This window comes from Streptomyces californicus (assembly GCF_000717645.1).
In the GTDB taxonomy this organism is placed as follows: Bacteria; Actinomycetota; Actinomycetes; order Streptomycetales; family Streptomycetaceae; genus Streptomyces; species Streptomyces californicus.
Genome location: NZ_JNZZ01000006.1, coordinates 177,454 through 200,478, shown reverse-complemented (window position 1 = coordinate 200,478; position 23,025 = coordinate 177,454). Strand labels below are relative to the sequence as shown.

At 71.4% G+C, this 23,025-nt stretch carries 13 protein-coding genes; 10 read left to right on the top strand and 3 right to left on the bottom strand.

What is annotated here, in order from left to right; translation table 11 throughout:
• Window positions 1-28: 28 nt before the first annotated feature.
• Window positions 29-628 carry an acyl-CoA-like ligand-binding transcription factor gene (locus IF19_RS0110210; protein WP_030117976.1) on the bottom strand — a complete coding sequence of 200 codons (600 nt, stop codon included), beginning with the start codon at window positions 626-628 and terminating at the stop codon, window positions 29-31.
• Between the two features lie 169 nt (window positions 629-797).
• Here IF19_RS0110210 and IF19_RS0110205 point away from each other — a divergent pair, with 169 nt between their 5' ends.
• The 3 genes from IF19_RS0110205 (at window position 798) to IF19_RS0110195 (ending at window position 6,751) form a co-directional block, all read left to right on the top strand.
• Complete coding sequence (locus IF19_RS0110205) at window positions 798-2,348, top strand: MFS transporter (protein WP_030121625.1); 1,551 nt, start codon at window positions 798-800, stop codon at window positions 2,346-2,348.
• Between the two features lie 306 nt (window positions 2,349-2,654).
• Window positions 2,655-3,503, top strand: a complete 849-nt coding sequence (locus tag IF19_RS0110200; protein ID WP_078580667.1) for a putative protein N(5)-glutamine methyltransferase — start codon at window positions 2,655-2,657, stop codon at window positions 3,501-3,503.
• 251 nt (window positions 3,504-3,754) lie between these two features.
• On the top strand, window positions 3,755-6,751 hold the full coding sequence (locus IF19_RS0110195) for a bifunctional [glutamine synthetase] adenylyltransferase/[glutamine synthetase]-adenylyl-L-tyrosine phosphorylase (RefSeq protein ID WP_030117981.1): 2,997 nt from the start codon (window positions 3,755-3,757) through the stop codon (window positions 6,749-6,751).
• 160 nt (window positions 6,752-6,911) lie between these two features.
• Here the strand turns inward: IF19_RS0110195 and IF19_RS0110190 are convergent, their stop codons facing one another.
• Both IF19_RS0110190 and IF19_RS0110185 read right to left on the bottom strand, forming a co-directional pair.
• Window positions 6,912-7,913 (bottom strand): phosphatase PAP2 family protein, encoded by a 1,002-nt coding sequence (locus IF19_RS0110190; protein WP_051846552.1) that lies wholly within the window; start codon window positions 7,911-7,913, stop codon window positions 6,912-6,914.
• Window positions 7,914-7,989: 76 nt separating this feature from the next.
• Window positions 7,990-9,033 (bottom strand): LacI family DNA-binding transcriptional regulator, encoded by a 1,044-nt coding sequence (locus IF19_RS0110185; RefSeq protein WP_030117983.1) that lies wholly within the window; start codon window positions 9,031-9,033, stop codon window positions 7,990-7,992.
• Between the two features lie 344 nt (window positions 9,034-9,377).
• On the opposite strand from IF19_RS0110185, the gene IF19_RS0110180 reads away from it, so the two are divergent.
• The 7 genes from IF19_RS0110180 (at window position 9,378) to pulA (ending at window position 23,021) form a co-directional block, all read left to right on the top strand.
• The gene (locus tag IF19_RS0110180; RefSeq protein ID WP_030117984.1) at window positions 9,378-10,649 is read left to right on the top strand and encodes an extracellular solute-binding protein; all 1,272 of its coding nucleotides are present in this window, start codon (window positions 9,378-9,380) and stop codon (window positions 10,647-10,649) included.
• 19 nt (window positions 10,650-10,668) lie between these two features.
• On the top strand, window positions 10,669-11,688 hold the full coding sequence (locus tag IF19_RS0110175) for a carbohydrate ABC transporter permease (RefSeq protein ID WP_030117985.1): 1,020 nt from the start codon (window positions 10,669-10,671) through the stop codon (window positions 11,686-11,688).
• Window positions 11,685-12,563 (top strand): sugar ABC transporter permease, encoded by an 879-nt coding sequence (locus tag IF19_RS0110170; protein ID WP_030117986.1) that lies wholly within the window; start codon window positions 11,685-11,687, stop codon window positions 12,561-12,563. The genes IF19_RS0110175 and IF19_RS0110170 overlap by 4 nt, the downstream gene beginning before the upstream one ends.
• Before the next feature lie 117 nt (window positions 12,564-12,680).
• The gene (locus IF19_RS0110165) at window positions 12,681-14,357 is read left to right on the top strand and encodes a glycoside hydrolase family 13 protein (protein ID WP_030117987.1); all 1,677 of its coding nucleotides are present in this window, start codon (window positions 12,681-12,683) and stop codon (window positions 14,355-14,357) included.
• The gene (locus tag IF19_RS0110160; RefSeq protein ID WP_030117988.1) at window positions 14,342-15,397 is read left to right on the top strand and encodes a LacI family DNA-binding transcriptional regulator; all 1,056 of its coding nucleotides are present in this window, start codon (window positions 14,342-14,344) and stop codon (window positions 15,395-15,397) included. The genes IF19_RS0110165 and IF19_RS0110160 overlap by 16 nt, the downstream gene beginning before the upstream one ends.
• Before the next feature lie 488 nt (window positions 15,398-15,885).
• Complete coding sequence (locus tag IF19_RS0110155; RefSeq protein WP_030117989.1) at window positions 15,886-17,616, top strand: carbohydrate-binding module family 20 domain-containing protein; 1,731 nt, start codon at window positions 15,886-15,888, stop codon at window positions 17,614-17,616.
• Window positions 17,617-17,702: 86 nt separating this feature from the next.
• On the top strand, window positions 17,703-23,021 hold the full coding sequence (pulA, locus tag IF19_RS0110150; protein WP_030276421.1) for a pullulanase-type alpha-1,6-glucosidase: 5,319 nt from the start codon (window positions 17,703-17,705) through the stop codon (window positions 23,019-23,021).
• Window positions 23,022-23,025 lie beyond the last annotated feature (4 nt).

Here is a 23,025-nt window from a genome sequence, read left to right as displayed (position 1 = left end):
AAGCGGCGCGGCCCCCGCGCGGAGGTGCCTACACGAACCCCCGCCCCATCTCGTCCAGGACCTCGTCGATCACCGCAGCCGGGTCGCGGGCCAGGTCCTCCTCGATCCACATGCGCATCGCGATCCGGAGCGAGGACAGGAAGCCCGCCGCCAGCACGATCGGGCGGACCGGGGCCGTGCTCGGGCCGGGGCGGGCGGCCACCGCTTCGGCCAGATCGCGTTCCAGGGCGGCGTGGTTGGCCAACTGGCGTGCCAGCAGCGAGGGGTGACGCATCGCCAGGCGGGTGCGTACCGCCCACTCGCGCTCCGGTGGTGCCACCCGGTCCGCGAACTGGGCCACCGCGGCGCGCAGGGCGGGCCAGGCCGGTTCGTCCGCCGGGCGGTCGCGCACCGTGCGGACCAGGGCCCTGATCTGCTGCTCCTCGCCGTAGAGGAGGGCGTCCTCCTTGTTGGTGAAGTAGTTCGAGAACGTCCGGCGGGAGATCCCGGCCGCGTCCGCCACCGCCTCGACCGTCACCTGGTCGAAGCCGTGCTCCACCGTCAGGCGCAGGGTCGCCTCGTGCACGGCCTGCCGAGTGGCTTCCTTCTTGCGTTCCCGGAGGCCCGGTCCCGCGGTGCTGCTGTCCATGGGGGCATTATCCCTCGGGTGTGAGATTGTTGCGCAGTGGGCAAAATTGCCCAGTGTGCATGTATGGTGAAGCCTTCTCCCTCCCGTACCGGCGTGCCCGTACCCGTGCAGCAACCAGGCGCGGACACCCCGTACGGACCCCTCGTACGAACCCTTCCGGAGGTTGCGCGTGAGCGCAGCAGACACCGCCGCCCCTGCCGGGGCCCCCGCCGCCGCACCCATGGACCACCGGCACGTCCTGCGCGCCCTCAGCGGGCTGCTCATCGTGCTGTTCGTGGCGATGATCAGCAGCACCGTGGTCTCGGTCGCGCTCCCACAGATCATCGGGTCCCTCGACGGCACGCAGTCGCAGTACACCTGGGTCGTCACCGCGACCCTGCTCGCCTCCACGGCCTCCACCCCCATCTGGGGCAAGCTCGCCGACCTGTTCAGCAAGAAGCTGCTGCTCCAGATAGCCATCGGCCTCTTCGTCGTCTCCTCGGTGGCCTGCGGCTTCGCCCAGTCCACCGAGCAGCTCATCGCCTTCCGCGCCGTCCAGGGGCTCGGCATGGGCGCGCTCCAGGTGCTGGTCCAGGTGATCATCGCCGCGATGATCAGCCCGAAGGAGCGCGGCCGCTACAACGGCTACCTCGGCGGCGTCATGGCCGTCGCCACCGTCGGCGGCCCGCTGCTCGGCGGGTTCATCACCGACGCCTCCTGGCTGGGCTGGCGCTGGTGCTTCTTCGTCGCCGTGCCCTTCACCCTGCTCGCCTCCGTCATCCTCGGCCGCACCCTGCACCTCGCCGAGGTCCGCCGCCCCGACACCAAGGTCGACTACCTCGGCGCCACGCTGATCGCCGCCGGGGTCAGCCTGCTCCTCCTCTGGGTCACCTTCGTCGGCGACGACTTCGACTGGCTCTCCTGGCAGACCGCCGCCATGGTCGGCGGCAGCGCGCTGATCCTCGGGGCGGCCGTCCTCGTCGAGTCCCGCGTCAAGGAGCCCGTCGTCCCGCTCCACGTCGTCCGCCGCCGCGACCCCGCCCTCGCCATCGTCGCCAGCCTCGCGGTCGGCATGGCCATGTTCGGCGGCGCGGTCTTCCTCGGCCAGTACTTCCAGATCGGCCGCGGCTACTCGCCCACCGAGGCCGGTCTCCTCACCATCCCGCTGATGGCGGGCGTGCTCGTCTCCTCGACCGTCGCCGGCCGCCTCGTGTCCAGGACGGGCAAGGTCAAGCCGTTCATCGTCACGGGCGTGGTCGTCCTCGCCGCCGGCTTCCTCGGACTGTCCTTCATCGACCACGAGACCTCGCTCGTGATGGTCTCGCTGGGCATGCTCGGCGTCGGCGTCGGGGTCGGCATGTCGATGCAGAACCTCGTGCTCGTCCTCCAGAACACCGTCCCGCTCAGCGAGATCGGCGCGGCCAGCGGGGCGATCACCTTCTTCCGCTCCCTCGGCGGCACCATGGGCGTCTCGGTGCTCGGCGCGGTCCTCGCCCACCAGGTCTCGTCCAAGATCACCGACGGGCTGGTGAAGCTCGGCATCGACCCGGCCGCCTCCGGCTCCGGCGGCTCCACCCTCAACATCGCCGCCATGCCGCCCCAGGTCCAGGAGATCGTCCGGGCCGCGTACGGGGACGCCACCGGCCACATCTTCCTCATCTCGGCCGGCATCGCCGTCGTCGGCGTCCTCGCCTCCCTCTTCCTGACGCCAACCGAGCTGCGGGACAGCGTCGACCTCTAGGAGCGGCGTCCGGGAAGCCCCGGCAGCCCGCTTCCGCGCCCGTACTGGTCGCGGAAGCGGGCTGTTGTACTGTTACGACCCCGCGCGGGCCCCCGCCGGGAGGCCCCGCGCCCGATCCCCGTACGTCACGGGGGCCGAGGCGATCGAACGAGGAGGTGAGACCCATCAACGCTGGATCGGTACGGGTGCTCATCCCCCGCGATCACGTCGGAGAACCGGTGGCCACGGCAGCAAAGACAGCAGTCGGCCGAACGGACTAGGACCATCGCCGAGCGCCCATCGGTTTTCCCGAAAGGCTTCGCTCGTATGTCCGTTCACCCGGAAAGCTCCTTCTCCACCACCGTCCTCGCCCTCCGCCGCGCCGGCTGCGTCTTCGCCGAGGACGAGGCCCGGCTGCTGCACGAGGCCGCCGCGTCCCCCGCCGTCCTGGCCTCGCTCGTCGCGCGCCGCGCCGCCGGGCTGCCGCTCGAACACGCGCTGGGCTGGGCCGAGTTCGGCGGACGCCGGTACGCCGTGGACACCGGCGTCTTCGTGCCCCGCCGCCGTACGGAGTTCCTCGTGGTGCAGGCCGCCGCCCTCGCGCCCCCCAGGGCCGTCGTCGTCGACCTCTGCTGCGGCTCCGGAGCGCTCGGCGCCGCCCTCGCCGCCGCGTCCGACACCGCCGAACTGCACGCCTGCGACGTCGAACCCGCCGCCGTGCGGTGCGCCCGGCGCAACGTCGGCGAGCTGGGCCACGTGTACGAAGGCGACCTCTTCCACCCCCTCCCCGGCGCCCTGCGCGGCCGGGTCGACGTCCTCCTCGCCAACGTCCCCTACGTCCCCACCGGCGACGTCGCGCTGCTGCCCGCCGAGGCCCGCGTCCACGAACCGCGCGTCGCCCTGGACGGAGGCGGCGACGGGCTCGACGTCCTGCGCCGGGTCGCCGCCGAGGCACCGGCCTGGCTCGCGCCCGGCGGCAGCCTGCTCGTGGAGGCGAGCGAGCGGCAGCGGGACACGGCGGCCGGGATCCTGCGCGCCGCCGGGCTGACCCCTCGCGTCCTGGTCTCCGAGGAGCTGTACGCCACCGTCCTCACCGGGACCAGGGGGACGCCGAAGAACGCGACCCCACAGGTCACACGCCCCGCCGCCGCCCCGAACGGGCCCGTACAGGACTAGGGCGTGTCCGGCGGATCCTGGACCGGGTCCACGGCGCCTGGCACGGCACCTCGCGGCGTTGCCGAAACGCCCGAGTCGCTCCGCGACGCAGGCACTCCAGCGCCTTGCGGTGCGCCGCACCGGACGCCGCGGCCTGTCCGATCCTGATCCGCCGGACACACCCTAGGCTCGAAACGCTGTTGCACGGCGACGAGGCCGCGCCACGGCGTGACCACACAACGCAGTTCGGTTCGGCTGGCAGGAGAGCACGGATGACGACCGCGCCGGGGCGCAGAAGCAGTACGTTCACCAGACTGCTGCGGCACGGATTCACCGACCCGTCCGCCGCCGAGCAGCTCCTCGACCTGGACGCGCTCGCCTCCGTACGGTCCGATCCGGTGCTGCTGGAGGCGCTCGGGGCCACCGCCGACCCGGACCTGGCCCTGCGCGGCCTCGTCCGGATCGTGGAGGCGGAGGAGGAGGGCGACCGGCAGGTGCTGCTGGACACCCTCGTCACCGCCAAGCCCCTGCGCGACCGGCTCCTCGGGGTCCTCGGCGCGTCCGAGGCGCTGGGCGACCACCTGGCCCGGCACCCCCGCGACTGGCAGGCGCTCGTCACCTACGAGGCGGTCGACCTGCACCCGGGCGTCGCCGAGTTCGAGCGCGGCCTCGCCGAGGCCACCGACCCGGACGCGCTGCGCGTCGCCTACCGCCGGTGCCTGCTCACCCTTGCCGCCCGGGACGTCTGCGGGACCACCGGCATCGAACAGACCGCCGCGGAGCTGGCCGACCTCGCCACCGCCACCCTGCGCGCCGCCCTCGCCATCGCCCGTACGGCCGCCCCCGAGGACGCCGCGCGGTGCCGGCTCGCCGTCGTCGCGATGGGCAAGTGCGGCGGGCGCGAGCTGAACTACGTCTCCGACGTCGATGTGATCTTCGTCGCGGAGGCGAGGGACGGGGCGGACGAGACCAAGGCCATGCAGGCCGCCACCCGGCTGGCCGCCCACATGATGCGGATCTGCTCCGAGACCACCGTCGAGGGCACCATCTGGGAGGTCGACGCCAACCTGCGCCCCGAGGGCCGCAACGGACCGCTCGTGCGCACCCTCAGCTCCCACCTCGCCTACTACCAGCGCTGGGCCAAGACCTGGGAGTTCCAGGCCCTGCTCAAGGCGCGCGCGGTGGCCGGCGACCCGGAGCTGGGCGCAGAGTACGTGGACGCGGTCTCCCCGCTGGTCTGGCAGGCCGCCGACCGGGAGAACTTCGTCCCCGACGTGCAGAAGATGCGCCGCCGCGTCGTCGACAACATCCCCGCCGACCGGATCGACCGGGAGCTGAAGCTCGGCCCCGGCGGCCTGCGGGACGTCGAGTTCGCGGTGCAGCTCCTCCAGCTCGTACACGGGCGCAGCGACGCCTCCCTGCGCAGCGGCTCCACCCTGGAGGCGCTGCGGGAGCTCGCCGAGGGCGGGTACGTGGGGCGCGCGGACGCCGCCCAGCTCGACGAGGCGTACCGCTTCCTGCGCGCCATGGAACACCGCATCCAGCTCCACCGGCTCCGCCGCACCCACCTGGTCCCCGACGACGAGGCGGACCTGCGGCGGCTGGGCCGGTCGCTCGGGATGCGCACCGACCCGGTGGCCGAGCTGAACAAGGCGTGGAAGCGGCACGCCTCCGTCGTACGGCGGCTGCACGAGAAGATCTTCTACCGGCCGCTGCTGGACGCCGTCGCCCAGCTCGCCCCCGGGGAGTCCCGGCTCAGCGCGAAGGCCGCCGCGATCCGCCTGGAAGCGCTCGGGTACGCCGACCCGTCCGCCGCCCTGCGCCACCTGGAGGCCCTGTCGTCCGGCGTGACCCGCAAGGCCGCCATCCAGCGCACCCTGCTGCCGGTGCTGCTCGGCTGGTTCGCGGACTCCGCCGATCCGGACGCCGGGCTCCTCGGCTTCCGCAAGGTGTCCGACGCGCTCGGCAAGACCCCGTGGTACCTGCGGCTCCTGCGCGACGAGGGGGCCGCCGCGGAGAACCTCGCCCGGGTCCTCTCCGCCGGCCGCCTCGCCCCGGACCTGCTGATGCGGGCCCCGGAGGCGGTGGCGATCCTCGGCGACCCGGAGGGGCTCACGCCCCGCACCCGGGCCCACCTGGAGCAGGAGGTGCTGGCCGCGGTGGGGCGGGCCGGGGACGCGGAATCGGCGGTCGCGGTGGTCCGCGGGGTGCGCCGCCGGGAGCTGTTCCGTACGACCGCCGCCGACCTCATCGGCTCCTACGGCACCGAGGACAGCCCCGCCGAGCAGGACCACGGGGCCCTCGTCGACCGCGTCGGCTCGGCCGTCAGCGACCTCAACGCCGCCACCATCGCGGGCGCGCTGCGGGCCGCCGTGCGCGAGCGGTGGGGCGACACCCTGCCGACCCGGTTCGCCGTCATCGGCATGGGCCGCTTCGGCGGGCACGAGCTGAGCTACGGCTCCGACGCGGACGTCCTCTTCGTCCACCAGCCGCGCGAGGGCGTCAGCGACGAGGAGGCGGCCAAGGCGGCCAACGCCGTCGTCTCCGAGATGCGCCGGCTCCTCCAGCTGCCGACCGCCGACCCGCCGCTGCTGATCGACGCCGATCTGCGCCCCGAGGGCAAGACCGGGCCGATGGTCCGCACGCTGAAGTCGTACGCCGCCTACTACCGGCGCTGGTCCCTCGTCTGGGAGAGCCAGGCCCTGCTGCGGGCCGAGCCGGTGGCGGGCGACGCGGAGGTGGGCCGCGCGTTCACCGAGCTGGTCGATCCGCTCCGGTATCCGATGGAGGGGCTCGGCGAGGACGCCGTACGGGAGATCCGCCGGCTCAAGGCCCGCATGGAGTCCGAACGGCTGCCGCGCGGCGCGGACCCCACGCTCCACGCGAAGCTGGGGCGGGGCGGGCTGAGCGATGTCGAGTGGACCGTACAGCTGCTCCAGATGCAGCACGGGTGGGCGGAGCCGGGCCTGCGCACGACGCGCACGCGCGAGGCGCTGGCCGCAGCGTGCGCGGCCGACCTGATCCCGGCGGAGGACGCGCAGACGCTGGACGAGGCGTGGGTGCTGGCGTCCCGGGTGCGCAACGCGGTGATGCTGGTACGGGGGCGGGCGGGCGACACGTTCCCGGCGGACTCCCGGGAGCTGGCGGCGGTGGGGCGGTACCTGGGGTACGAGCCGGGGCACGTCGGGGACATGCTGGACGACTACCGGCGGATCACGCGGAGGGCGCGGGCGGTGGTGGAGGAGCGGTTCTACGGGGCCGTGTCGTAGGGCGCCCCGGCCCCGGGCGGGGGCTGCGCCCCCGGCTCCGCCGGGTGGCCCGTGGGGGCGGGCGGCCCTGCCGGGGCCCTCGCGGGGCTCCGCCCCGGACCCCGCTCCTCAAACGCCGGAGGGGCTGGGAAGGACGTCCTCAAGCGCCGGAAGGCCGTCCTCAGCTTCTCCGTCCGCCCAGCACCCTCAGGCGGCTTTCGCTGTTCGGCACCCACCGCGGCAGGTGGTGCGGCAGTGAGCCGTACCAGGCGCGGGAGACCGCGTAGCCGAAGGCCAGGCAGGCCATGCCGCCCACCGCGTCCAGCCAGAAGTGGTTGGCGGTGGCCACGATGACGACCAGGGTGAGCGTCGGGTAGAGCAGACCCAGGATGCGGGCCCAGGGCGCGGTGGCCAGGGCGAAGATCGTCAGGCCGCACCAGAGGGACCAGCCGATGTGCATCGACGGCATCGCCGCGTACTGGTTCGACATGTTCTTGAAGTTGCCCGAGGCCATCGAACCCCACGTCTCGTGCACGAGGACGGTGTCGATGAAGTTCGCGCCGTTCATCAGACGCGGCGGCGCCAGCGGGTAGAGGTAGTAGCCCAGCAGCGCCACGGCCGTCGTCGCGAAGAGGACCAGACGCGTCGCCGCGTAACGGCCCGGATGGCGGCGGAACAGCCAGACGAGGACGCCGATGGTCACGACGAAGTGCAGCGTCGCGTAGTAGTAGTTCATCGACACGATCAGCCAGGTCACGGAGTTCACCGCGTGGTTGACCGATTCCTCGAAGGCGAGGCCGAGCGACTTCTCCGCCGACCAGATCCAGTCCGCGTTGCGCAGTGCCTGGGCCTTCTGCTCCGGTACGGCGTTGCGCACGAGCGAGTACAGCCAGTAACTGACCGCGATGAGCAGGATCTCGAACCAGAGCCGGGGGCGGCGGACCCTCCGCAGCGAGCGGAAGCGGGCCCGCCAACCGGTCGTGCCGGAGCCGGAGACCGGTGTCGTACCGGAGCCGGGGGCCGGTGTCGCGCCGGGCCCGGGAGCCGACTCCGAACCGGACGTTCCGGGCGCCGGGGGAGTGGTGGTGGACGCGGTGGCGGTATCGGTGACCGCCTCGGCCGCGATGGGTGAAGGACCGGCCGCCGACCGGCCTTCCTGCGCTGTGACCTGTGTTTCACCCATAGGCAGAGAGTCTTCCATAGAGATTCCCCTGCCCTCGATCATCCTCCGGTCGGGTTCGGGTCGCACCTCCTGCGACTCAAGGACGAGACGTCGCCCCTGAGCCGCCCGCGGGCCCCGCCGCGGTCGAACCGCGGACCACCAGCTCGGGCATGAAGACGAACTCGCTGTGCGGAGCCGGGGTTCCGCCGATCTCCTCCAGGAGCGTGCGGACGGCGGCCTGGCCCATCGCCGTCACCGGCTGCCGGATCGTCGTCAGCGGCGGGTCCGTGAACGCTATGAGCGGGGAGTCGTCGTAGCCGACCACGGAGAGGTCCCGGGGGACCTCCCGCGCGAGCCTGCGGGCCGCGCGGATCGCGCCGAGCGCCATCATGTCGCTCGCGCACACGACCGCCGTGCAGCCGCGCTCCATCAGGGCGGAGGCGGCGGCCTGGCCGCCCTCCAGCGTGTACAGGGAGTGCTGGACCAACTCCTCCACCTCGTCCGGCGTCAGACCGAGCTGCTCCCGCATCGTCGCGTGGAAGCCCTCGATCTTGCGCAGGACGGGGACGAAGCGCTTCGGGCCGACCGCCAGGCCGATCCGGGTGTGGCCGAGCGCCACCAGGTGCGTCACCGCCAGGCGCATCGCCGCCCGGTCGTCCGGGGAGATGAACGGGGCGCGCACCTTGGCGGAGAAGCCGTTCACCAGGACGAAGGGGACGCCCTGGCCGCGCAGTTGCTCGTAGCGCTGCATGTCGGCCGAGGTGTCCGCGTGCAGCCCGGAGACGAAGATGATGCCGGAGACGCCCCGGTCCACCAGCATCTCGGTGAGTTCGTCCTCGGTGGAGCCGCCGGGTGTCTGGGTCGCCAGCACCGGGGTGTAGCCCTGCCGGGTCAGCGCCTGGCCGATGACCTGGGCCAGCGCCGGGAAGATCGGGTTCTCCAGCTCCGGGGTGATCAGTCCGACCAGCCCCGCGCTGCGCCGGCGCAGCCGCACCGGGCGTTCGTAGCCGAGGACGTCGAGCGCCGCGAGGACGGATTCGCGGGTGGCCGCCGCGACTCCGGGCTTGCCGTTCAGGACCCGGCTGACCGTTGCTTCGCTGACCCCCGCCTGAGTTGCGATATCGGCAAGCCGTGCGGTCATGGACCGGACTGTACCGGGCCCGTGTCGGATTGCCCACTGTGCGCGGGGCGGTGCGGAGGGAGGCCGGAAGCCGCTTTCCGGCAACGTCTTGCAAGGACTTGCGAGAGCGGATCGCGCACCGCGCTCACGCCGTCGCCCTGTGCTCACACCCCTTCCCGCCTGCGCTGCCAGGGGCGAGCGGGCCGCGTCAAGGGGGTTGACGGCAACCTTGAGGACACGCGAATGTAACGATCACCAGCGCTTGCAGAAATCTTCCGCAAAGTCTTTCGGTCGTCTTTCATCCTTGTTACGTTCACGTCGACCCGGCGCCGCGACGGAGCGGTACGGCAGTTGAAGGAGTTCAGATGCGACGTGGCATAACGGCCACCGCCCTGGTCGCGGCCCTGGCGCTCGCGGCGACCGCCTGCGGCAGCGACGACGAGTCCGGCGGCGGCAAGAGCTCGGGCGAGCTCTCCGGCACGGTGACCTGGTGGGACACCTCCAGCGTCGGCAGCGAGGACAAGGTCTTCAAGAAGCTGGCCGAGGGCTTCGAGAAGCAGCACCCGAAGGTCGACGTCAAGTACGTCAACGTCCCCTTCGGCGAGGCGCAGAACAAGTTCAAGAACGCCGCCCAGGCCGGCGACGGCGCCCCCGACGTGATCCGCTCCGAGGTCGCCTGGACGCCGGACTTCGCCAACCTCGGCTACCTGGCCCCACTGGACGGCACCGCCGCCCTCAAGAACCAGGACGACTTCCTCAAGCAGGCCGTGGCCTCGACCAAGTACGACGGCAAGACCTTCGCCGTTCCGCAGGTCATCGACTCCATGGGCGTCTTCTACAACAAGAAGATGTTCAAGGAGGCCGGCGTCGACGCGCCCGCCGACCTGGACGACCTCAAGACCGTCGCCAAGAAGATCAAGGACAAGACCGGCAAGACCGGCCTCTACCTGCGCGGCGACGACCCGTACTACTTCCTCTCCTTCCTGTACGGCGAGGGCGGCGACATGGTCGACGCCTCCTCCAAGACCGTCACCATCGACAAGCCCGAGGGCGTCAAGGCGTTCAAGGCGGTCAAGGAACTGGTCGACGACGGCACCGCGAAGACGGACGCCTCGGACGGCTGGGAGAACATGATGCAGGCGTTCAAGAACGGCGACGTCGCGATGATGGTCAACGGCCCCTGGGCCGTCGCCGACACCCTGACCGGCAAGGAGTTCACGGACAAGGACAACCTGGGCGTCGCCCCTGTCCCGGCCGGCTCCTCCGCCCAGGGCGCCCCGCAGGGCGGTCACAACCTCGCCGTCTACGCGGGCTCCAAGAACCTGGAGGCCTCCTACGCCTTCGTCGAGTACATGACGTCCGTGGACAGCCAGGCCACCGCCGCCGGCGAGCTGAACCTGCTGCCCACCCGCACCTCCGCGTACGCCAAGAAGGAAGCGGTCGACAGCGAGATCGTCGGCTTCTTCAAGCCGGTCGTCGAGACCGCCGTCGAGCGCCCCTGGATCCCCGAGGGCGGCAGCCTCTTCGAGCCGCTGCGCGTCGAGTACACCAAGGTCCTCACCGGCCAGACCACGCCGGAGAAGGCCGCCAAGGCCACCGGTGACTCCTACCGCAAGCTCCTCGAGGGCTGGAAGTAACAGGAAGGTTGGCCGACTGATGGCTGTCCACACCAGCCAGTCGGTGGTGAAGGCCGCGGGCGAGCACACCGCCCGCGGCCGGAGCCGCGGCACTGGCACCCCACTGCCGACCCCCGGCCGCCTGCGGCGCGCCCTGTCGGTCCACTGGTACGCCTGGGCCATGGTCGCCCCGGTCGTCGTCGTGATCGGCGTGATCATCGGCTACCCGCTGGTCCGCGGCATCTACCTCTCGATGACCGACGCCGACGAGCGCAACGTCGCCCGCTCCATCGGGGTCAACGAGATCCCCGCCACCTACGAGTTCGTCGGCGCCGACAACTACGTCGACGCGCTGACCGGCTCGCAGTTCCTCGGCACGCTCGGCTGGACACTGGTGTGGACGGTCTCCTGTGTGAGCATCACGTTCGTCCTCGGCATGGCCCTGGCGAACATCCTCAACCGCCGCATCGCGGGGCGCTCCGCCTACCGCATGGCCCTCATCCTGCCCTGGGCCATCCCCGGCTTCGTCTCCGTCTTCGCCTGGCGCTTCCTCTACAACGAGGAGCGCGGCCTGCTCAACAAGATCCTCGGCGGCGCCGGCATCGACGCCGTGCCGTGGCTGAACGACCCGGGCTGGGCCAAGTTCGCGGTCATCGCCGTCAACGTCTGGCTCGGCATCCCGTTCATGATGGTCGCCCTCCTCGGCGGCCTCCAGTCCATCCCCTCCGAGCAGTACGAGGCGGCCGAGATGGACGGCGCGACCGCCTGGCAGCGCTTCCGCCACATCACGCTCCCCGGACTGCGCCCGGTCTCCACCACGGTGATCCTGCTCTCCACCATCTGGACCTTCAACATGTTCCCGGTGATCTTCCTGCTGACCCGCGGCGGACCCGGTGAGGCGACCCAGATCCTGGTGACCCAGGCGTACAAGTTCTCCTTCGAGATCAGCCCGCGCGACTACGCGCAGTCCTCCACGTGGGGTGTGCTGATCCTCGCCCTCCTGATGGTCTTCGCCGTCGTCTACCGGCGGGTCCTGCGCTCCCAGGGAGACAACTGGTGACCACCGCGACCGAAACCCCCGCCCGGCACGCCGCGCGCAAGGTCCGGCTGCGCGGCGAGCGCTCCCCGCTCGCCTCCGTCGGACTCCACCTCACCCTGATCATCGCGTCGGTGATCGCGGTCTTCCCGGTGCTGTGGGTGCTGCTGACCTCGCTCAAGCCCGCCAAGTACGCGACCACCACGGACTTCTTCCGCGAGACCACGTTCGTCAACTACACGAACCTCATCCGCGACACCGAGTTCCTCAACTGGTTCGCCAACTCCGTCATCATCTCCGCGCTCTCCACCGTGATCGGCGTCTTCGTCGCCGCCACCACCGGATACGCCGTCAGCCGCTTCCGCTTCCCCGGCAAGCGCGGGCTGATGTGGACGCTGCTGGTCACCCAGATGTTCCCGGTCGCCGTCCTCATCGTGCCGATCTACAACATCATGTCGAGCCTCGGACTGCTCAACCAGCCCGCCGGACTCGTCATCACCTACCTCACCATCTCGGTCCCGTTCTGCGCCTGGATGATGAAGGGCTTCTTCGACACCATCCCGCGCGAGATCGACGAGTCGGGCGAGGTCGACGGGCTCACCCCGTTCGGCACGTTCTTCCGGCTCATCCTGCCGCTGGCCAAGCCGGGCCTCGCGGTCACCGCGTTCTACTCCTTCATCACCGCCTGGGGCGAAGTGGCCTACGCCTCCGCCTTCCTGGTCGGCGACGAGAACCTCACCCTGGCCGGCGGACTCCAGAAGTTCGTCAACCAGTACGGGGCCCAGTGGGGACCCATGACCGCGGCCTCCGTCCTCATCGCCATCCCGGCCGCCCTGGTGTTCCTCTTCGCCCAGAAGCACCTGGTCACCGGCATGTCCGCCGGAGCCGTCAAGGGCTGAGAGACCCCTGGCCACCCGCACCAGCACCCGTACGCACCACCGCACCCGGCACGGCGGCGCCGGACACCCCGACCCGGTCACCGGCGCCGCTCCCCACCCAGACACCCCAGGGACGACATGACCCAGCACCTCGCTGCCCCCTCCACCGGCACGTCCGACGACGCCCCGGTCCACCGCACCGGCTGGTGGCAGGACGCGGTGATCTACCAGGTCTATCCGCGGAGCTTCGCCGACGGCAACGGCGACGGCATGGGCGACCTTCCCGGCGTCACCGCCCGTCTGCCCCACCTGAAGGACCTGGGCGTCGACGCGGTCTGGCTCAGCCCCTTCTACGCCTCCCCGCAGGCCGACGCCGGGTACGACGTCTCCGACTACCGGGCCATCGACCCGATGTTCGGCAACCTGCTGGACGCCGACGCGCTGATCCGCGAGGCCCACGGCCTGGGGCTGCGCATCATCGTCGACCTGGTGCCCAACCACTCCTCCGACCAGCACGAGTGGTTCAAGCGCGCCCTGGCCGAGGGCCCCGGCTCCGCCCTGCGCGAGCGCTACCACTTCCGCCCCGGCAAGGGCGCGGACGGCGAACTCCCGCCCAACGACTGGGAGTCCATCTTCGGCGGCCCCGCCTGGACCCGTACGGCGAACCCGGACGGCACCCCGGGCGACTGGTACCTCCACCTCTTCGCCCCCGAGCAGCCCGACTTCAACTGGGAGCACCCGGCCGTCGCCGACGAGTTCCGCTCCATCCTGCGCTTCTGGCTCGACATGGGCGTCGACGGCTTCCGCGTGGACGTCGCCCACGGGCTCGTCAAGGCCGAGGGGCTGCCCGACCTCGGCTCCCACGACCAGCTCAAGCTGCTCGGCAACGACGTCATGCCCTTCTTCGACCAGGACGGCGTCCACGAGATCTACCGAAGCTGGCGCACCATCCTCGACGAGTACCCCGGCGAGCGGATCGCCGTCGCCGAGGCGTGGACCCCGACCGTCGAGCGCACCGCCCACTACGTGCGCCCCGACGAGATGCACCAGGCGTTCAACTTCCAGTACCTCTCCACCGCCTGGGACGCCGCCGAGCTGCGCGCGGTCATCGACTCCTCGCTCGACGCCATGCGCCCGGTCGGCGCCCCCACCACCTGGGTGCTCTCCAACCACGACGTCACCCGCCACGCCACCCGGTTCGCCAACCCGCCCGGCCTCGGCACCCAGATCCGCACCCCCGGCGACCGCGAGCTGGGGCTGCGCCGTGCCCGCGCCGCCTCCCTGCTGATGCTCGCCCTGCCCGGCTCCGCCTACGTCTACCAGGGCGAGGAGCTCGGCCTGCCCGACGTCACGGACCTGCCCGACGAGGCCCGCCAGGACCCCTCGTTCTTCCGCGCCGAGGGCCAGGACGGCTTCCGCGACGGCTGCCGCGTCCCGATCCCGTGGACCCGCGAGGGCACGTCGTACGGCTTCGGCGACGGCGGCAGCTGGCTCCCGCAGCCCGCCGGCTGGGGCGAGTTGTCCGTCGAGGCGCAGACCGGCGTGGAGGGCTCCACCCTGGAGCTGTACCGGGCCGCCATCGCCGCCCGCCGCGACCACCCGGGCCTCGGCGCGGGCACGGACGTCGAGTGGCTGGAGGGCCCCGAGGGCGTCCTCGTCTTCGCCCGCCCCGGCTTCGTCTGCACCGTCAACACCACCGGCGCCCCGGTCCGCGTCGCCGCCCGCGGCCGGGTGCTGCTCGCCAGCTCCCCGGTCACCGTGGACGGCGCCGAGGCCGAGCTGCCCGCCGACACCACGGTGTGGTGGACGGTGTGACCCTGCCCCCGCCCAGGACCGGTGCGGCGCCCCGCCTCTCCGACATCGCCGGACAGGCGGCGGTCAGCGAGGCGACGGTCAGCCGGGTCCTCAACGGGAAGCAGGGCGTCGCGGACTCCACGCGTCAGCGGGTGCTCGCGGCGCTCGACATCCTGGGCTACGAACGCCCCGTACGGCTGCGGCAGCGCAGCGCCGGGCTGATCGGCCTGGTGACGCCCGAACTCACCAACCCGATCTTCCCGGCGTTCGCCCAGTCCGTGGAACAGGTGCTGGCCGGCCACGGATACACGCCCGTCCTCTGCACCCAGCTCCCCGGCGGGGCCACCGAGGACGAACTCGTCGAGCAGCTCGTGGAGCGCGGGGTCGGCGGCATCGTCTTCCTCTCCGGGCTGCACGCGGACACCTCCGCCGACCCGGGGCGGTACGCCGCGCTCACCGAGCGCGGCGTACCGTTCGTCCTGATCAACGGGTACAACGAGCGCATCAGCGCCCCGTTCGTCTCGCCCGACGACAACGCCGCCGTGACGATGGCCCTCCAGCACCTCGCCGACCTCGGCCACCGCCGGATCGGCCTGGCCATCGGGCCGCAGCGCTACGTCCCCTCCCGCCGCAAGCGCGACGGGTTCCTGGCCGCGGCGGCCTCGGTGCTCGGTATGGACCGCTCCGAGGCCGAACTCCTGGTTTGCTCGACGTTGTTCGGCGTCGAGGGCGGCCAGGTGGCGGCGGGCGCGCTGCTGGACGCGGGGTGCACGGGCATCGTCTGCGGCAGCGACCTGATGGCCCTCGGCGTGGTCCGCACCGCCCGGGGGAGAGGGCTCGACGTGCCCGGGGACGTCTCGGTCGTCGGCTTCGACGACTCGCAGCTCATCGCGTTCACCGACCCGCCGCTGACCACGGTGCGCCAGCCCGTGCAGGCGATGGCGGCGGCCGCGGTCGGCGCGCTGCTGGAGGAGATCGGCGGGAGCCCGGTGCAGCGCACGGAGTACGTCTTCCAGCCGGAGCTGGTGGTACGGGGATCGACGGCGGCGGTACGCGCGTAGGGCGAGCCCGGCGGATCGTGACGGCGGCCGTGGGAACACGTACCGGCCGCGGGGCCGCGAGGGGCGCACACGTACAGGAGAGGCACCAGGAGTCGGCCCAGGAAGGGCCGGCGGGGAGTTGTGGCGACTCCGGGTGCCTCTCTTGCCGTGACCGGCCCGGCCGGCCGGGCGCGTGGAGTCCGGGACCCTCCGTGCGGACGGGCCCGGAACCCTCGGCCGACCGGACCGGAGTCGCCTGCAACGTAACAGGCCCGCAATCTCTTGCGAAAGACCTTGCAGTGAGAAACCGCGAAGAAAAATGGCGTGTTTCGTGGATGTGAGCGCGGTGTGTCTAAAGGGTTGACCGGTGGGGGGCGGGCTCGTACGGTCTGCTCGCAGCAAGGTTTGCATTCTTGCAGCAAGAACCTTCATGAGCCTTGAGGGCATGGCGCGTTGCCGGCTGAGGCTGCACCGTCACCCGCGTTTCCCCCACCCGCAGGAGGAAAGACATGGCACGCAGGCCCCTGTCCGCCGCGCTCGCCCTCGTGGCCGGCGCCGCCGCCCTCGTCGTCCCCACCGGACTCGGCACCGCGTCCCCCGCGCTGGCCGCCGCTCCGGGCGACAAGGACGTCACCGCCGTGATGTTCGAGTGGAAGTTCGCCTCCATAGCCAAGGCGTGTACGGACACCCTCGGCCCGGCGGGCTACGGCTACGTCCAGGTCTCGCCGCCCCAGGAGCACATCCAGGGCGGCCAGTGGTGGACCTCGTACCAGCCCGTCAGCTACCGGATCGCCGGCCGGCTCGGTGACCGGGCCGCCTTCTCCGCCATGGTCAACACGTGTCACTCGGCGGGCGTGAAGGTCGTCGCCGACTCCGTCATCAACCACATGGCGGCGGGCAACGGCACCGGCACCGGAGGCTCCGCGTACACCAAGTACGACTACCCGGGCCTCTACTCCGGCGCCGACATGGACGACTGCCGGTCCCAGATCAGCAACTACAACGACCGCGGCAACGTCCAGAACTGCGAACTGGTCGGCCTCGCCGACCTGGACACCGGCGAGGACCACGTACGCGGCAGGATCGCCGGGTACCTCAACGACCTGCTCTCGCTCGGTGTGGACGGCTTCCGCATCGACGCCGCGAAGCACATGCCCGCCGCCGACCTGGCCGCCATCAAGTCCCGGCTGACCAACCCGAACGTCTACTGGAAGCAGGAGGCGATCCACGGGGCGGGGGAGGCCGTCTCGCCCTCCGAATACCTCGGCACCGGCGACGTCCAGGAGTTCCGTTACGGGCGGAGCCTCAAGCAGGTCTTCCTCAACGAGAACCTCGCCCACCTGAAGAACTTCGGTGAGGGCTGGGGCTTCATGGAGTCCGGCAAGTCCGGCGTCTTCGTCGACAACCACGACACCGAGCGGGGCGGCGACACCCTCAACTACAGACACGGCTCCGCCTACACCCTCGCCAACGTCTTCATGCTGGCCTATCCCTACGGCTCCCCGGACGTCCACTCCGGCTACGAGTTCAGCGACCACGACGCCGGGCCTCCCAACGGCGGCCAGGTCAACGCCTGCTACAGCGACGGCTGGAAGTGCCAGCACGCCTGGCGCGAGATCTCCTCCATGGTCGGCTTCCGCAACGCGGCCCGCGGCCGGGGAGTCACCGACTGGTGGGACAACGGCGGCGACCAGATCGCCTTCGGCCGGGGCACCAAGGCGTACGTCGCGATCAACCACGAGGGCTCCGCGCTGAACCGGACCTTCCAGACCTCCCTGCCCGCAGGTGACTACTGCGACGTCCAGTCCGGCAAGGGCGTCACCGTCAACGGCTCCGGCCGGTTCACCGCCACCGTCCCGGCCGGCACCGCCGTCGCCCTCCACGCGAATGCCCGGACCTGCTCCGGGGGCGGCACCGACCCCGGCCCGGGGCCGGGCAACGGCTCCTCCGGCGCCTCCTTCGGCGTCAACGCCACCACGCAGCTCGGCCAGAACATCCACGTCACCGGTGACCAGGCCGCCCTCGGCAACTGGAACCCGGCGAACGCGCCGAAGCTCGACCCGGCGACGTACCCGGTCTGGAAGCTGGACGTGAACCTGCCCGCCGGGACCACGTTCGCCTACAAGTACGTCCGCAAGGACGCTTCCGGCAACGTCACCTGGGAGAGCGGCGCCAACCGCACCGCCACCGTCCCGGCCTCCGGCAAGGTCACGCTGACCGCCGACGTCTGGCGCGGCTGACCTCCAACCCCCTTTCCCTCGCGGGCCGGTGGCTCTGCCACCGGCCCGCGGCCCACCCCGCTGACCCCAGCCGAGGAGCACCCTCCGTGACCCGAACCACCCTGAGACGAGGGGCGGTGGCCGTCCTGTGCGCGGCGCTGCTGCCCGTCGTCCCGGCGGCGACCGCCGCCGCGTCGCCCCGGCCGCCGGCCCCGCCGTCGGACGCCGGGCTCGCCCGTGAGGCGGCCCGGCACGACCTCACGCGCGAGCAGTTCTACTTCGTGCTGCCCGACCGCTTCGCCAACGGCGACACCTCCAACGACCGGGGCGGGCTGACCGGTTCGCGGCTCGACCACGGCTTCGACCCCACCGACAAGGGGTTCTACCAGGGCGGCGACCTCAAGGGCCTCACCCAGAAGCTCGACTACATCAAGGGCCTCGGCACCACCGCCATCTGGATGGCCCCGATCTTCAAGAACCGGCCGGTCCAGGGCACCGGCAAGGACGCCTCGGCGGGCTACCACGGCTACTGGATCACCGACTTCACCCAGGTCGATCCGCATTTCGGCACCAACGCCGACCTGGAGAAGCTGATCGACAAAGCCCACGCCAAGGGCATGAAGGTCTTCTTCGACGTCATCACCAACCACACCGCCGACACCGTGGACTACGCGGAGAAGGCCTACGGCTACAAGCCGAAGGGCGCCTTCCCCTACCTCGACGCGGACGGCCGCCCCTTCGACGACCGCGAGGGCGCGAAGAAGGTGGACCGGGACTCGTTCCCGTACACCCCCGTCCAGGCTCCCGGCACCGGCGCGAAGGTGCCGGCCTGGCTCAACGACCCGACCATGTACCACAACCGGGGCGACTCGACCTGGGCCGGCGAGTCCAACGAGTACGGCGACTTCTCCGGGCTCGACGACCTGTGGACCGAGCGTCCCGAGGTCGTGGACGGCATGGCGAAGATCTACCAGAAGTGGGTCCGCGACTTCGACATCGACGGCTTCCGCATCGACACCGTCAAACACGTCGACCTGGACTTCTGGACCCAGTGGGCCACCGCGCTCGACGCCTACGCGGCCAAGCGCGGCCGGGACGACTTCTTCATGTTCGGCGAGGTCTACTCCGCCGACACCGAGGTCACCTCCCCGTACGTGACCCGGGGCCGCTTGGACTCCACGCTGGACTTCCCGTTCCAGGACGCCGCCCGGCAGTTCGCCTCCCAGGGCGCCCCCGCCGACAAGCTCGCCTCGGTGTACGGCAACGACTTCCGCTACACCACCGACAAGGCCAACGCCTACGAGCAGGTCACCTTCCTCGGCAACCACGACATGGGCCGCATCGGGACCTTCCTCAAGCAGGACAACCCGAAGGCCGACGACGCCGAACTGCTGAAGCGGGCCCGGCTCGCCAACGAGCTGATGTTCCTCGGCCGCGGCAACCCGGTGATCTACTACGGCGACGAGCAGGGCTTCACCGGCGCGGGCGGCGACAAGGACTCCCGCCAGACCCTCTTCGCCTCGAAGACCGCCGACTACCTGGACGACGACCAGCTCGGCACCGACCGCACCCACGCCTCGGACGCGTACGACCCGAAGCACCCGGTCTACCGCTCCATCGCCGCGCTCTCGAAGCTCACCGAGGAGCACCCGGCGCTGCGCGACGGCACCCAGACCGAGCGGCTCGCGGACGGCTCGGTGTACGCCACCTCGCGCATCGACACCGGGCGGCCGTACGAGTACCTCGTCGCCTCCAACAACGGCGCGAACCCGCGGAAGGTCCAGCTCGCCACCGAATCCGCCGAGATGGACTTCCGTACGCTGTACGGCGGTTCCGGCACGGTCCGCAGCGGCAAGGACAAGAAGGTCACCGTCACCGTGCCCGCCCTGTCCAGCGTCGTGCTGAAGGCGGACCGCGCCGTGGGCGCTCCCGCCGCCAAGCCGGGCATCTCGCTGAAGGCCCCCGCCGCCGGCGCCACCGGCACCGTCGAGATCAGCGCCGACGTGGACGGCGGGCAGCTCAACCGGGTCGTCTTCGCCGCCCAGGTCGGCAACGGGAAGTGGCAGACCCTCGGCACCGCCGACCACGCCCCGTACAAGGTCACCCAGTACCTCGACCGGACGGTGAAGGCGGGCACCCCGCTGCGCTACAAGGCCGTCGCCGTGGACCGCACCGGGCGCACCGCCGGCGCGCTCGCCTCCACCACCGCCGGACAGGCCCCGCCGACCCCGAAGCCCGTCGCCGTCGAACGGGACCGGGCCGTCGTCCACTACCAGCGCCCCGACGGCGACTACGCCGGCTGGCAGCTCAAGTCCGGTGACAGGACGGCCGAGTTCATCGGGCGGGACGCCTACGGGGCGTTCGCCTGGATCGACCTGGAGAAGGGCGCCGACTCCTTCCCGTACACCGTCGAGAAGAACGGCACGGCCGACGGACCGCAGCGGACCGTCGACCTCGGCGCGACCGGACAGGTCTGGATCGAGCAGGGCAAGGACGGCCAGACGGCCGAAGCCCCCGAGACCCCGCCGCAGGACACGGCGAAGGCGGTCCTCCACTACCACCGCCCGGACGGGAACTACGACGGCTGGGGGCTGCACACCTGGGGCGGCGCCAAGGAGCCCACCGACTGGGCCAAGCCGCTGACGCCCGTGAAGAAGGACGCCTACGGGGTCACCTTCGAGGTGCCGCTCGCCGACGGGGCCGCCGGCCTCAGCTACATCCTGCACAAGGGCGACGAGAAGGACCTGCCCAGCGACCAGTCCCTCGACCTCGCCACCTACGGCCACGAGGTCTGGATGATCGGCGGCAAGCCCGGCTACCTCCTCCCGCAGACCGGCGGCGGCGCGGCCCCCGACCTGTCCAGGGCCGAGGCTCAGTGGATCGACGCGAACACCGTCGTCTGGAAGGTGAAGGCCACCGACGCCACCAGCCAGCAGCTCGTGTACGCGAAGAAGGGCGGCATCTCCGTCCTCGACGGGGCGCTCTCCGACGAGGGGCGGTGGCTGCGGCTGCGGCAGGGCGAGCTGAGCGACGCGCAGAAGGCGAAGTTCCCGCACCTGAAGGACTACCCGGCGTTCACCGTCGACCCGCGCGACCGGGACCGCGTCCGCGACTCCCTGCGCGGCCAGCTGATCGCCACCCAGCGCGCCGCCAACGGCGCCCTGCTCGCCGCCACCGGCGTGCAGACGGCCGGAATCCTGGACGACCTGTACGGGAGAAAGGCCGCCTCCGTCGAACTCGGCCCGGTCTTCTCGAAGGCCGTGCCCACCCTCTCCGTCTGGGCCCCCACCGCGCAGACCGTCGCCCTCGAACTCGACGGCCGTACCGTCCCGATGAAGCGTGACGACCGCACCGGCGTCTGGTCCGTCAGGGGCAAGAAGAGCTGGCAGGGCAAGCCCTACCGGTACGCCGTCACCGTCTGGGCCCCCACCGTCCAGAAGCTCGTCACCAACAAGGTCACCGACCCCTACTCCACCGCCCTGACCGCCGACTCCGCGCGCAGCCTCGTCGTCGACCTCACCGACCCGGAGCTCGCGCCGCGCGGCTGGTCCGGTCTGAAGAAGCCCGCCGCCACCCCGCTGCGGGACGCCCAGATCCAGGAGCTGCACGTCCGGGACTTCTCCATCACGGACCGCACCGCGAAGCACCCCGGTGAGTACCGGGCCTTCACCGACACCCGCTCCAAGGGCATGAAGCACCTCAAGAAGCTCGCGGACTCCGGCACCAGCTACGTCCACCTGCTGCCCGTCTTCGACATCGGGACCGTCCCGGAGAAGAAGAAGGACCAGGCCACGCCCGACTGCGACCTCGCCGCCCACGCCCCCGACTCCGAGAAGCAGCAGGAGTGCGTGAGCAGGGCCGCCGCGAAGGACGGCTTCAACTGGGGCTACGACCCGCTGCACTACACCGTCCCCGAAGGCTCCTACGCCTCCGACCCGGACGGGACCCGGCGCACGGTCGAGTTCCGCCAGATGGTCCAGGGCCTCAACCAGGCCGGGCTGCGCACCGTCATGGACGTCGTCTACAACCACACCGTCGCCTCCGGGCAGGACGACAAGTCGGTCCTCGACCGCATCGTGCCCGGCTACTACCAGCGGCTCCTGGAGGACGGCACCGTCGCCACCTCCACCTGCTGCGCCAACACCGCGCCCGAGAACACCATGATGGGCAAGCTCGTCGTGGACTCGATCGTCACCTGGGCCAAGGAGTACAAGGTCGACGGCTTCCGCTTCGACCTGATGGGCCACCACCCCAAGGACAACATCCTCGCCGTCCGTAAGGCGCTGGACGGGCTCACGCTCGCGAAGGACGGCGTCGACGGGAAGAAGATCATCCTCTACGGCGAGGGCTGGAACTTCGGGGAGATCGCCGACGACGCCCGCTTCGTCCAGGCCACCCAGAAGAACATGGCCGGCACCGGCATCGCCACCTTCTCCGACCGGGCCCGCGACGCCGTGCGCGGCGGCGGCCCCTTCGACGAGGACCCCGGCGTCCAGGGCTTCGCCTCCGGTCTCTACACCGACCCCAACTCCTCGCCCGCCAACGGCACCCGCGCCGAACAGAAGGCCCGGCTGCTCCACTACCAGGACCTGATCAAGGTCGGCCTCACCGGCAACCTCGCCGACTACACCTTCACCGACACCTCCGGGCGCACCGTCAAGGGCTCGGACGTCGACTACAACGGGGCGCCCGCCGGTTACGCGGCCGCACCCGGCGACGCCCTCGCCTACTCCGACGCCCACGACAACGAGACCCTCTTCGACGCCCTCGCCTTCAAGCTCCCGGCCGGCGCCCCCGCCGACGAGCGGGCCAGGGCCCAGGTGGTCGCCATGGCCGCCTCCGTCCTCTCCCAGGGGCCCTCGCTCTCCCAGGCGGGCACCGACCTGCTGCGCTCCAAGTCCCTGGACCGCAACTCCTACGACAGCGGCGACTGGTTCAACGCCCTGCACTGGGACTGCCGCGACGGGAACGGCTTCGGCCGGGGCCTCCCGCCCGCCGCCGACAACCAGGACAAGTGGCCGTACGCGAAGCCGCTCCTGGCCGCCGCCGGGACCGTCGCCCCGAACTGCGCCCAGATCGACGGGGCCTCGGCCGCCTACCGCGACCTGCTCACCATCCGCTCCACCGAGAAGGAGTTCTCCCTGCGTACGGCGGACCAGGTCCAGTCGGCGCTGTCCTTCCCGCTCTCCGGCAAGGACGAGACCCCCGGCGTGATCACCATGCGCCTCGGCAAGCTCGTCGTCGTCATCAACGCGGCGCCGGACACCGCCGAACAGCGGCTCGCCGCACCGGAGGGGAAGACGTACGCGCTGCACCCGGTCCAGGCCGAGGGCGCGGACTCTACTGTCAAACGAGCCAGGTACGACGGGAAATCGGCCACTTTCACCGTACCGGGACGCACGGCGGCGATCTTCGCCCTGCGCTGACCTC

Bases quoted from the DNA above. Each gene is read 5' to 3' on its own strand.
- IF19_RS0110210 (WP_030117976.1), bottom strand. From the start codon at position 628: ATGGACAGCAGCACCGCGGGACCGGGCCTCCGGGAACGCAAGAAGGAA.
- IF19_RS0110200 (WP_078580667.1), top strand. From the start codon at position 2,655: ATGTCCGTTCACCCGGAAAGCTCCTTCTCCACCACCGTCCTCGCCCTC.
- IF19_RS0110195 (WP_030117981.1), top strand. From the start codon at position 3,755: ATGACGACCGCGCCGGGGCGCAGAAGCAGTACGTTCACCAGACTGCTG.
- IF19_RS0110190 (WP_051846552.1), bottom strand. From the start codon at position 7,913: ATGGGTGAAACACAGGTCACAGCGCAGGAAGGCCGGTCGGCGGCCGGT.
- IF19_RS0110185 (WP_030117983.1), bottom strand. From the start codon at position 9,033: ATGACCGCACGGCTTGCCGATATCGCAACTCAGGCGGGGGTCAGCGAA.
- IF19_RS0110180 (WP_030117984.1), top strand. From the start codon at position 9,378: ATGCGACGTGGCATAACGGCCACCGCCCTGGTCGCGGCCCTGGCGCTC.
- IF19_RS0110175 (WP_030117985.1), top strand. From the start codon at position 10,669: ATGGCTGTCCACACCAGCCAGTCGGTGGTGAAGGCCGCGGGCGAGCAC.
- IF19_RS0110165 (WP_030117987.1), top strand. From the start codon at position 12,681: ATGACCCAGCACCTCGCTGCCCCCTCCACCGGCACGTCCGACGACGCC.
- IF19_RS0110155 (WP_030117989.1), top strand. From the start codon at position 15,886: ATGGCACGCAGGCCCCTGTCCGCCGCGCTCGCCCTCGTGGCCGGCGCC.